This window comes from Faecalibacterium sp. AF27-11BH (genome assembly GCF_003603005.1).
In the GTDB taxonomy this organism is placed as follows: domain Bacteria; phylum Bacillota; class Clostridia; order Oscillospirales; family Ruminococcaceae; genus Faecalibacterium; species Faecalibacterium taiwanense.
The window spans coordinates 1-11,139 of sequence record NZ_QVGS01000009.1 but is presented as its reverse complement, the minus strand read 5'-3'; the positions used below and the strand labels follow the sequence as shown (position 1 = coordinate 11,139).

The 11,139-nt window shown below is 56.7% G+C and carries 9 protein-coding genes and 2 tRNA genes; all 11 read left to right on the top strand.

The annotated features are described in order from the left end of the window. Window positions 1–146 precede the first annotated feature (146 nt). The 11 genes from purB (at window position 147) to DWY76_RS09460 (ending at window position 10,885) form a co-directional block, all read left to right on the top strand. Entirely contained in the window at window positions 147–1,592 is a 1,446-nt protein-coding gene (gene purB, locus DWY76_RS09515) for an adenylosuccinate lyase (RefSeq protein WP_097775220.1), read from the top strand. Window positions 1,593–1,965: 373 nt separating this feature from the next. Next, a complete protein-coding gene (locus DWY76_RS09505; protein ID WP_120081171.1) occupies window positions 1,966–2,667 on the top strand; it encodes a pseudouridine synthase in 702 nt (233 codons plus the stop codon). 264 nt (window positions 2,668–2,931) lie between these two features. Continuing rightward, window positions 2,932–4,017 (top strand): helix-turn-helix domain-containing protein, encoded by a 1,086-nt coding sequence (locus DWY76_RS09500; RefSeq protein ID WP_005944450.1) that lies wholly within the window; start codon window positions 2,932–2,934, stop codon window positions 4,015–4,017. A gap of 108 nt (window positions 4,018–4,125) precedes the next feature. Further along, window positions 4,126–4,893, top strand: a complete 768-nt coding sequence (ftsE, locus tag DWY76_RS09495; protein ID WP_120081169.1) for a cell division ATP-binding protein FtsE — start codon at window positions 4,126–4,128, stop codon at window positions 4,891–4,893. After that, on the top strand, window positions 4,890–5,798 hold the full coding sequence (locus DWY76_RS09490) for a permease-like cell division protein FtsX (RefSeq protein ID WP_120020906.1): 909 nt from the start codon (window positions 4,890–4,892) through the stop codon (window positions 5,796–5,798). The genes ftsE and DWY76_RS09490 overlap by 4 nt, the downstream gene beginning before the upstream one ends. 16 nt (window positions 5,799–5,814) lie before the next feature. Next, a complete protein-coding gene (locus DWY76_RS09485; protein ID WP_120081167.1) occupies window positions 5,815–7,131 on the top strand; it encodes a M23 family metallopeptidase in 1,317 nt (438 codons plus the stop codon). A 150-nt stretch (window positions 7,132–7,281) separates the two neighbouring features. Continuing rightward, on the top strand, window positions 7,282–8,643 hold the full coding sequence (locus DWY76_RS09480) for a S41 family peptidase (protein WP_120081165.1): 1,362 nt from the start codon (window positions 7,282–7,284) through the stop codon (window positions 8,641–8,643). Window positions 8,644–8,986: 343 nt separating this feature from the next. Beyond that, entirely contained in the window at window positions 8,987–9,841 is an 855-nt protein-coding gene (rsmA, locus tag DWY76_RS09475) for a 16S rRNA (adenine(1518)-N(6)/adenine(1519)-N(6))-dimethyltransferase RsmA (protein WP_044954033.1), read from the top strand. Between the two features lie 326 nt (window positions 9,842–10,167). Continuing rightward, window positions 10,168–10,242: transfer RNA gene (locus tag DWY76_RS09470), tRNA-Thr, on the top strand. A 154-nt stretch (window positions 10,243–10,396) separates the two neighbouring features. Further along, a tRNA-Tyr gene (locus DWY76_RS09465) sits at window positions 10,397–10,481 on the top strand. 152 nt (window positions 10,482–10,633) lie between these two features. Further along, entirely contained in the window at window positions 10,634–10,885 is a 252-nt protein-coding gene (locus DWY76_RS09460) for a DUF6061 family protein (RefSeq protein ID WP_097776512.1), read from the top strand. The last annotated feature ends 254 nt before the right edge of the window (window positions 10,886–11,139 follow it).

Sequence of the window (11,139 nt, the reverse complement as noted above, 5' to 3'; positions counted from 1 at the left end):
TCTCCGTCACGCCTGCGGCGTGCCACCTCCCCCGAAAAAGGGGGAGGCTTTCTGGTGCTGACCGGCAGAGCGCAAAAAGCTCCCCCCTCGGGGGAGCTGGCGAGCGAAGCGAGACTGAGAGGGTTATTTTCAGGAGGAAACAATCAATGTCTCAGCATGATCGTTATATCAGCCCCTTTTCCACCCGCTATTCCTCGGACGAGATGCAGTATATCTTCTCGGACGATAACAAATTCCGCACATGGCGCCGCCTGTGGGTGGCGCTGGCCCGGGCCGAAATGGAGCAGGGCCTGACCAACATCACCCCCGATATGGTGGCTGAGCTGGAAGCCCATGTGGACGATATCAACTATGAAGTGGCCATCGAGCGCGAAAAGCTGGTGCGCCACGACGTGATGAGCCATGTGTACGCCTACGGCCAGCAGTGCCCCAAGGCTGCCGGCATCATCCATCTGGGTGCCACCAGCTGCTATGTGGGCGACAACACCGACATCATCGTGATGCGTCAGGGTTTGGAACTGGTGCGCAAAAAGCTGATCGGTGTGTTGGCAAAGCTGGGCCGCTTCGCCGAGGAATACAAGGACATGCCCTGCATGGCCTACACTCACTGCCAGCCCGCTCAGCCCACCACCGTGGGCAAGCGCGCCACCCTGTGGGCCAACGAGCTGGTGATGGACCTGCAGGAGATCGACCACCGTCTTGCTGTTCTGCAGCTGCGCGGTGTCAAGGGTACCACCGGCACGCAGGCTTCCTTTATGGAGCTGTTCAAGGGCGATGCCGATAAGATCCGCGCCGTGGATGCTTCCATCGCCAAGGAGATGGGCTTTGCGCCCGAAGCGGTCATCCCCGTGTCCGGCCAGACCTACAGCCGCAAGGTGGATGCTTTCATCCTGAACGCCCTTGCCGGCATTGGCCAGAGCTGCATGAAGTTTGCCACCGACCTGCGTCTGCTGGCTAACTTTAAGGAGATGGAAGAGCCGTTTGAAAAGAACCAGATCGGTTCTTCCGCCATGCCTTACAAGCGCAACCCCATGCGCTGCGAGCGTATCTGCGCACTGAGCCGCTACCTGATGGTGGATGTGCTGAACCCCAGCTTCACCACCGGCACCCAGTGGTTTGAGCGCACACTGGACGACAGCGCCAACAAGCGTGTCGCCATGGCTGAGGGCTTCCTTGCCACCGACGCTATCCTGAACATCATGCTCAACGTCACCGACGGCATCGTGGTGTATCCCAAGGTGGTGCGCAGCCGTCTGATGGCAGAGCTGCCCTTCATGGCCAGCGAGAACATCATGATGCAGGCTGTGGAAAAGGGCGGCAACCGTCAGGAGCTGCACGAGCGTCTGCGTCAGCACGCCATCGCCGCCGGCAAGCAGGTCAAGGAAGAGGGCCTGCCCAACGATATGGTGGACCGTATTGCTGCCGACCCTGCCTTTGGCCTGACCCGCGAGGAGATCGTGGCGGGCCTTGTGCCGGAGAACTTTGTGGGCCGTGCACCGCAGCAGGTGGAGGAGTTCATCGCCAATGTGCTCAAGCCCATCTTCGATGCCAACCCCGATGCCGTGGAGCAGCACGCATCTTTGAGTGTTTGATTTTAAATGCTCTCCGCTTACGCTCTGAGCATAAACGGCGGAAGTTACAGTTTGTTTTGCAAGAAGGAGAAGCCTGCGGGCTTCTCCTTCTTGCTTTTTCACGAAAAGGGCCGGAAAGAAAAACTCCTTCAGCTGCACTTCGTGCGTCAGCCGTTCCCCTTTTTGTCACCTTTCGGTGACATCTTCCCCCGACCGGGGGAAGTCTTTCTCAAAGAGGGAGCCTCTGACGAAGAGGAAGAGTTTACCGTACGGCCAAAGCCTCCCTAATAAAGGAAGGTGGCATTGCGCAGCGATGACGGAAGGAGTTCTCTTGCGCAAATCATTTTATCATGTTACACTAAAACTCCAAACCTATGTAAAAGGAGAACCGCGTATGCGATTGGATAAATACTTAGCCGAGACGGCCCAGTGCACCCGCAGCGAAGCAAAGGCGCTGCTTTCCAAAGGGCGGGTGCAGGTGAACGGTGCTGTCTGCAAAAAAGGGGACACCCAGCTCAAAGAAAGTGACACTGTGGCTGTGGATGGCAGGGCGCTCAGCTATCAGCAGTTCGTGTACATCATGCTCAACAAGCCCGAGGGCGTGGTGAGCGCTTCCACCGACAAGCGCGACACCACCGTGGTCGATCTGGTGGGGGACGCCTACCCGCGGCGGCAGCTGTTCCCGGCGGGAAGGCTGGACAAGACCAGCACCGGCTTTGTGCTGCTGACCGATGACGGCACCTTTGCCCACGACATCCTTGCTCCAAAGCGCCACGTCTCCAAGACCTACACCGTGGTGTTGGACACGCCGCTGACCGAGCAGATGCGCACCGGCTTTGCGGCGGGCGTGACCCTTGCCGACGGCACAGCGCTTTCGCCTGCGGAGGTGACAGCCCTTTCGGCCGACGGCTGCACTGTGCGGGTGGTGCTCAAGCAGGGCGTCTACCACCAGATCAAGCGGATGTTCGGCGTGTACGGCGCAGGTGTGAACGGCCTGCACCGGGATGCCATCGGCGGCCTTGCACTCGACCCGGCCCTTGCACCGGGCCAGTGGCGGGAGCTTTCTGCCGAAGAAGTGTCAAAAATTTCCAGCTGACAGGGTCGGCTTTTCACCCGAATTTCAAAAAAGCAACACATTTTTCCGGTAGAATAGGGGGCAGAACCACGCAAAAAGGCACTTTTTTGGTTCAGAATGGCCCCTGAAGATAATATTCACAAGAAAAAACTATCTTTTTTGTTGAAATATGTTGCAAAAGTAAATTCTTTTGTGTAAAATATAAAATGTAATGCAGCTAAATTGTTAAAAATCACGACCGGCTGCCGCTGCGGTTTGCACAAACGAGGAAAAGGGGTATCCATTATGGCCAATAGAGTATTTCAAAGCGTGATCTACCAGATGAAAGACGCGATCAACCGGGTGGTCGGCGTGGTGGATGAGACCGGCGCTGTTATTTCCTGCTCGGAACTGAACCTGATCGGCGAGGTGCGCGAGGGTTTCATGGCGGAGCGTCTGACCGCAGGCGACCGCTTTGTGCGCGATGGCTACACCTATCAGCAGTTCTCCAGCGCCAAGCATAACGATTATGCAGTATTCGTGGAAGGCGTGGACGAGACGGCTGGTCAGTTTGCTGCCATGCTGTCCATCAGCCTGCAGAGCATCAAGCAGTACCACGACGAAAAGTTTGATAAGTCCAACTTTATCAAGAATGTGGTGCTGGATAACATCCTGCCCGGCGATATCTATGCCAAGGCCCGTGAGCTGCACTTTGCCACCGATGTTTCCCGCGTGGTGTTCATCGTGCGTGTTACCAGCGGCGGCGATATCTCCGCCTACGATGTGGTCAGCAGCCTGTTCCCCGACAAGCAGAAGGACTTTGTGTTCAATATCAGCGAGACGGATACCGTGCTGGTCAAGGAGATCCGCAAGGGCATCGACCGCACCGATATGGAAAAGCTGGCTGCCAGCATCGTGGATACCCTGTCCGGCGAGCATTACATCAAGGCTGTGGTGGGCATCGGCACCCCCATCTCCAACGTGAAGGATCTGGCTACCTCCTTTAAGGAAGCACAGATCGCCATGGAAGTGAGCAAGGTGTTCGACACCGAAAAGCAGATCATCCGCTACGATAATCTGGGCATTGCACGCCTGATCTATCAGCTGCCCACCACCGTGTGCGAGATGTTCCTGCGCGAGGTGTTCAAGCAGGGCAGCATCGAAAGCCTGGATCAGGAGACCCTGTTCACCATCCAGCGCTTCTTCGAGAATAACCTGAATGTGTCTGAAACCAGCCGCGGCCTGTTTGTGCACCGCAACACGCTGGTGTATCGTCTGGAAAAGATCAAAAAGCTGACTGGCCTGGATCTGCGTGAGTTCGACGATGCTATCGTCTTTAAGGTAGCACTGATGGTCAAGAAGTACCTGTCCAACAATCCGGCCAAATACTAATAAGCTGCAGGCTCTGCCTGCAGTGCAGAACCGGCCGCTCGAAACCGATGCTGGCCGGTTCTTTTTGCTGTGAAAACAGATTTTAATGTCAGGAGCTAATATTACCCTATGATCGATTTAGAACACGTTTCCAAGGAATATAAACGGGGCGGACCGCTGGCACTGGACGATATCAACCTCCATGTGGACGACGGCGAGTTCGTGTTCCTGCTGGGCCATTCCGGCGCAGGCAAATCCACCCTGCTCAAGCTGCTGCTGCGCGAAGAGCTGCCCAGTGAGGGCAAGGTGACTGTTCTGGGCAAGGATGTTGCCAGCCTGCACCGCCATCAGGTGCCGTATCTGCGCCGTCAGATGGGCATAATCTTTCAGGATTTCCGGCTGATCCCCACCATGACTGTGTACGAGAACATCGCCTTTGCCATGCATGTGACCAACGTCAAGAGCCGGGAGATCAGCGACCGTGTGGAGTACATGCTGGAGCTGGTGCATCTGGAGGATAAGGCCAAGGCCTATCCGGACACCCTTTCCGGCGGTGAACAGCAGCGCGTGGCTGTGGCCCGCGCCCTTGCCCACGGCCCCAAGCTGGTCATTGCGGACGAGCCCACCGGCAACATCGACCCGGAATTGAGCCTGGAAATGATGGAGCTGCTGGAGCGGGTGAGCGAAACGGGCATCACCGTGGTGGTTGTTACCCATGAGCACGAGCTGGTGCGCCAGTTCCACCAGCGCGTCGTCACCCTGAAAAAGGGCCGCATCATTTCGGATGTGCCTGCCGACAAGGAAGCCATCCGCGCACGCGCAGAGCGCAAAGAACGCCTGTTCGAGACCGAGCTGGAACCCGCTGACACCGCAGAAAAGGAGGCGGCCACCGTATGATGAGACCTTCTACCTTCTTTTTTCTGATCCGGCGCGGCATCCGCAATCTGGGCAAGCACTGGGCCATGACCTTTGTGTGCATCCTGTCCCTCAGTGTCTGTATGACCCTGAACACCTTTGCAAGCCTTGCCGAGGTGAACGTGGACAGCATGGTGAACTATCTGGGCAGCCAGAACGAGACCGTGGTCTATCTGGACCCGGAGTGTGATGATGCCACTGCGCAGGCCGTGGGCGAAAAGCTGGCGGCAATGCCCGGCGTGACCAATGTGCAGTTCGTCTCCAAGCAGGACGTGCTGAACACCTACCGCAATTACATGGAAGATTACTCCTCCCTGTGGGATGAGTTTGAAAATGACAACCCCTTCAAGGCCAACTACCGCGTTTCCATCGCGGATCTGAGCCAGATGGAGAGCATGAGCAAGCAGATGCAGGCCATTCAGGGAGTGTACAGCGTTACCGCCCCGGTGGAAATGACCAACGTCTTTGTGCAGGTGCAGCGCTCTGTTACCAAAGTGGGCCGCGGCATCGTGCTGGTGCTGATGGTCGTCAGCATCATCACGGTGGGTAGCACCATCCGCCTGAGCGTGTTTGCGCGCCGCCGCGAAATTGAGATCATGAAGTACGTGGGTGCCACCAACGGTCTGGTCACTCTGCCCTTCGTTGTGGAAGGTCTGGCCATGGGCCTGATCTCCGGCGTGCTCACTGCAGCGATCAGTCTGGGCGGCTACTCCTACATGGTGCAGGCCTCCGACGGTCTGGGCGGCGTGTGGGAAATGATCATGGGTCAGGCACTGGTGCCGGTGAGCGCCGTCTGGTCCACTATCATCCCGTACAGCCTCATCGGCGGTGCCGTTGTGGGTGGTCTGGGCAGTATGTTCTCCATCCGCAAGCACCTGAACGTGTGATCGAAAGGAGCCGCACATGAAAAAAGCACTTCATGCAAAGCCCTTCCGGCTGCAGATGCCCGGCCATACGCCGCGCCATGCACGGCCGGAGCCTGCCCGCAGCAAGCTGCTGCGCGGCGTGAGTCTGTGTCTGGCAGCGGTATGCCTTGCGGCAAGCGTCAGCTTCCAGCCGGCCACGGCAGCCACCAGCATGGCCAGCCTGCAGAACAAGCTGAACAGCCTTTCCAAATCCATCGACCAGCACAAGAAGGAGCTTTCGGACGCAAAGAAAAAGGAAGCTGCTGCAAAAGCGCTGGAAAGTGAGCTGAAGGAGCGCGTGGGGGTCATTCAGGATCAGATCAGCGTGCTGAGCACCCAGATCGCTGCTGTGCAGAACAACATTGGCCAGACCGAGCAGAAAATCACCGCCAAGGAAGGCGAGATCACCCAGAAGCAGGCCGAGATCGACAGCCAGTGGGGCGATTTTAAAAAGCACATGGCTGCCATGCAGGAGCTGCGCGACGGCGGCAGCGTGGCCATGCTGAGCGCAGTGAACGACCTGTATGAGCTGCTCACCTTCAACGAGGTCATGCAGGATATCTCCATCAAAGATACCGAGATCATGGACAATATGAAGGCCGCCAAGAGCGCTCTGGAAGCAGATAAGGTGGAGCTGGAAGCCCAGCGCAAGGAGCTGACGAGCCAGAAGGCGGAGCTGGATACCCAGAACTACCAGATGAAGGCAAAGCAGAGCGAGCTGAACAGCAGCATTTCTGCGGCGCAGCTTTCTGCACAGGATGCCCAGAAGGCCCAGCAGACGGCACAGGCCGCTATTGAATCGGACGAGCTGAACTATGAGGCCGTCAAGAAAGAGATCCAGAAGCTGATCGCGGCCGCTGCATCCAGCAAGCCGCAGTTGAGCTTTACCGGCTTTGCCTGCCCGCTGAAGAGCTATACCCGCGTTTCCAGCGAGTACGGCTGGCGTAAGAATCCGGTGTCCGGTGTCAACAGGCTGCATGCCGGCATTGATCTGGCGGCCCCGGGCGGTACGCCTATCTATGCAGCCGCCAGTGGCTATGTGCAGGTGGCAGGCTGGTCCAGCGGCGGCTATGGCAACTACGTCATCATCTATCACGGCAGCATGTCGGACGGCAACGCCTACAGCACCCTGTACGGCCACATGAGGTCGGTCGCCACCAGCGCAGGCAAGTATGTCAAGCAGGGCGAGTTGATCGGCTACGTTGGCTCTACCGGCAACTCTACCGGCAACCACCTGCATCTGGAGGTCTGGAAGGGCGGCAAAAAGGCCAATGCGGTCAATCCGCGCGGTTATATCCCGTTCCCGCACAACTGAGTGTGTTTATAAGGAGTCTGGTATTCTATGAACGAACAAAAACACAAGCGCTGGCTGCGTATCGGCTGCCTTGTTCTGGCAGGCGTGTTTGCACTCTCGCTGCTGAGCAGTGTGATCATGATGCTGCTGTATTAACAGGGAGGGGCAAGCATGAACCGTAAAATCTCTGTGGGCATGGCTGTCACCATTGTGATCCTTGCCATGACCGTGACCTTTTCCATTACCATGCTCATTGCCATGCGTCTGTTTGACAGCACGGTGAGCAGCGTGAAGGAAAAGGAGAGCATGTACAACAAAGTGGCCGAGGTGGACCGCTATGTGCGCAGCAACGACTACTACACCATTGATGAAACGGTGCTGTACGACCGCCTGACCGCAGGCTACCTGCTGGGCACCGGCGACAAGTACGCCCGTTACTACACCGCCAACGCCTACACCGAGCTGATGAACCAGCAGAGCGGCAAGGTGATGGGCATTGGCGTGGAACTTGGCATGGACCAGACCGGCTATGCCAGAGTGACCAGGGTGTATGAGGACTCGCCTGCGCAGGAAGCCGGTATCGTGGTGGGCGATTACATCACTGCTATTGACGGCACCGATGTGAAGAGCCTTTCCGGGGTGGATGCCGTGCAGTCCCGCCTGCAGGGCGAAGCCGGCACCATCGTCAATGTTACATGGCTCGACAGCAAGGCTGCTTCCCGGACGACGGACCTGACCCACTCCGGCTACACCAGCACCACCGTGGACTACCAGATGCTGGACAGCGTGGGTTACATCAAGATCCGCCAGTTCGACGGCAGCACGCCCAGCGAGCTGGACTATGCCATCCGGTCTCTCACTACCAGCGGTGCCCAGAGCCTTGTGTTCGACCTGCGCGATAACGGCGGCGGCGTGTTGGATGATGCCATCAGCTGCATCGACCTGATCGCCCCGGAAGGCACTGTGGCCTATGCCGAGGATAAGAACGGAAACCGCACCATCATTGGCAGCAGCGACGATGAGAGCAAGGTGGAGCTGCCCATCGTCTGTCTGGTCAACGGCAACACCGCCAGCGCAGCAGAGCTGTTTGCTGCCAGCCTGCGCACCATGAACGGCGCACGTCTGGTGGGCACCACCACCATGGGCAAGGGAACCATCCAGAGCAGCCCGCAGCGCCTTTCGGATGGCAGCGCCGTGAGCATCACGGTGGCAAAGCTCATCTGCGGCGACGGCTCCTGCTTTGATGGCACCGGCCTGAGTGTGGATGTGGAGCGTGCCCTCAGTGCCGAAGAGACCACGAATTTCTACGATTATACCCCCGAGGATGACCCGCAGATCCAGCGTGCGGTCAGCGCAGCACAGCAGCTGAGCGGTACCACGACTCTGGGCGGTGTCAACGAAGCAGCTTCTTCGGCTGCTGCTTCCGAAGAAGCCGACAGCGCTGCCACTGAGCCGGAGAACGCTTCTTCTGAGGAAACGGCTTCCTCCACCGAAGCAGAAGCCGGCGGCGAAGCAGCATCCAGCGCAGAATAAAGGGTAAAACCGGCAGAAATGCTGCAGGGGCTTCTTCTTGTAAAAAGGAACCCGGTTTATTGCGGTGCTGTTTGCCGTACGCATGTTCCTTTCTTGAAACGGCTTTTGATCGCGCCCGTAGGGCGCGGTGATGCCGCCTGCCGTATCGACTCCTCACGTGAAAAGGCGTTTTGGAGCGCCCCGTAGCGCTCCCGTTTACCGTACCGACCCCTTCTCGTGAAAATGCAACCCAGCTAGACCCGCAGGTCTGGCTGGGTTGCCATATTATAATAATATTTCCGCTGAATATGCCCAAAGCGACGCGGAGGGCATTTAAATCGTACTATGAAAAAGGATGGAATCTATGCCCGAACTGACCGACCTCTCGGTGATCCGCGCCCTGTGTGAAAAATACGATTTTGCACTCTCCAAGGGTTTTGGACAGAACTTTATCATCAACCCGGGTCTGCCGCCCAAGATCGTGGATGCCAGCGGCGTGGATAAGCGCTATGGTGTCATTGAGATCGGCCCCGGCATCGGTGTGCTGACTCGGGAACTGGCAAAGCGCGCCGCCAAGGTGGTGTCCATTGAAGTGGACGAACGCCTGCCGCCGCTGCTGGCCGAAACGATGGCCGGAGTGGACAATTTTAAACTGGTATTACAGGATGTACTGAAAGTTGACCTGAAGGCTCTTATTGCGGAAGAGTTCCCCGGTATGCCGGTGGCTGTGTGCGCCAACCTGCCCTACTACATCACCAGTCCCATTGTCATGAAGCTGCTGGGCGACCGCCTGCCCATTGAAAGCCTGACCGTCATGGTACAGAAGGAAGCTGCCGACCGTCTGGCTGCTGCGCCCGGCACCCGTGCATCCAGCGCCATCAGCTGTGCGGTGAGCTACTATGCCACCTCCAAAATGATGTTCACCGCTGCGCCCGGCAGTTTTTACCCGGCCCCCAAGGTGACCAGCGCCGTGGTGCGCATGGAGATCCGTCCGCAGCCCGCTGTGCAGGTGGAGGACGAAGAAGGCTATTTTGCGCTGGTGCGTGCCGCCTTCGGACAGCGCCGCAAAACGGCTGCAAACGCCATTGCCAGCGGCCTGGGAATGCCCAAGGACGCGGTGACAGCCGCCATTGAAGCCGCCGGTTTTGATGCCCGCATCCGCCCGGAAGCCCTCACACTGGAGGATTTTGCAAAGATCCAGCAGGCCCTTGCCCGCTGAAGCAGCCCGCTGCTCAAAAAAGAATACAACAGACTTTGAACCCCACAGGAGCCGTCCGCGGTTCCTGTGGGGTTTTTATGATAATAGAATCGAATGGTTCGATTTTATTATCGATGTATTGCGTTGAAAATTCCTGGTATCAAAACGTGATACAACAGAAAAGAATGCTAAAAGCAGACGAAAGCATGAACTGATGGCAATGGCACCTCATTTGTTAAACGGTATAGTATACTGTTTGAGGAATGGGTTGTTTTTTTTTGCGCGCCAAGAAGATATTGACAAGCCGCGCGTTTTTTGGTATTCTATCAAAAGACCGCTTGGTCCATGCTGGTGTGGCGCAATGGCAGCGCAACTGATTTGTAATCAGTGGGTTGCAGGTTCAACTCCTGTCACCAGCTCCAAAAAGCCGCTCAGGAACGTTGATTTCTGGGCGGCTTTTGCTTTTGTGTTTTTGCTTTCGGCACAAAAATCCAAAAATTCCGCAAAAGATGTTGACAAACTACCATCCGGGTGGTAATATATACAGGCAATCCATGGATTGCAAAAACTGAATATGGGCGTGTTCCCGAGTGGCCAATGGGGACAGACTGTAAATCTGCTGCTTTCAGCTTCGGTGGTTCGAATCCACCCGCGCCCACCAAACAAGAAAAATCCGAACCTATTTCCGATTGGAGAAGGGTTCGGATTTTTCGTTTTCTTCGGGTTTGAGAATGAAGGCTCCCGTGGACGGCGTAAAACTCCGATACCTTGTCATAGACCGTAAGCCAATAACAAGATTTGGAGGATGCGATTATGAAGTACGATGCAAGAGCCTGCCATTTCAACATGGACACTGGATGTGTGGAGCTGCGGCTCCGGGATGGGAGAAAAATCTCCATCGACTGTACCGGGGTCGAGGATGCGCTGGATGTGACCATGGCCCAGCAGACTGAACTGGACTACCTCATCTACAACGACCCACTGGGCTATGCGGATTTGATTCTGAACGGTGACCCGGAGGAGTATTTGAAAAACGTAGCTGGAAGCCATGGGTTAGAAGATTAAGGGCAAAAAAATAAGAGGTGCGCCCAACTGGACACACCTCGGCGAGATACATCTATGTAAGGCAGGGAGTTCCCTTTACCGGGAGCGTCCTGCTGTTTTTATGCGGCAACAGGCAATGCTTGTAGAGCTTCCTGCTCTTTCAGCCATTCCTCATATTCACGCTGGCCTTCCTCGCTGTTGAAAAACTCAACCATGGAGGGATAAAAGCAACGTGCAAGGGTCTTGATTGCTTCATCCGGGTAGCCGGATTTGTT

Excerpts from the sequence above, each read along its gene's own strand:
- ftsE (WP_120081169.1), top strand. The coding sequence starts at position 4,126 with ATGATCGATTTAGAACACGTTTCCAAGGAATATAAACGGGGCGGACCG.
- DWY76_RS09505 (WP_120081171.1), top strand. The coding sequence starts at position 1,966 with ATGCGATTGGATAAATACTTAGCCGAGACGGCCCAGTGCACCCGCAGC.
- DWY76_RS09460 (WP_097776512.1), top strand. The coding sequence starts at position 10,634 with ATGAAGTACGATGCAAGAGCCTGCCATTTCAACATGGACACTGGATGT.
- DWY76_RS09500 (WP_005944450.1), top strand. The coding sequence starts at position 2,932 with ATGGCCAATAGAGTATTTCAAAGCGTGATCTACCAGATGAAAGACGCG.
- purB (WP_097775220.1), top strand. The coding sequence starts at position 147 with ATGTCTCAGCATGATCGTTATATCAGCCCCTTTTCCACCCGCTATTCC.
- DWY76_RS09490 (WP_120020906.1), top strand. The coding sequence starts at position 4,890 with ATGATGAGACCTTCTACCTTCTTTTTTCTGATCCGGCGCGGCATCCGC.
- DWY76_RS09485 (WP_120081167.1), top strand. The coding sequence starts at position 5,815 with ATGAAAAAAGCACTTCATGCAAAGCCCTTCCGGCTGCAGATGCCCGGC.
- rsmA (WP_044954033.1), top strand. The coding sequence starts at position 8,987 with ATGCCCGAACTGACCGACCTCTCGGTGATCCGCGCCCTGTGTGAAAAA.
- DWY76_RS09480 (WP_120081165.1), top strand. The coding sequence starts at position 7,282 with ATGAACCGTAAAATCTCTGTGGGCATGGCTGTCACCATTGTGATCCTT.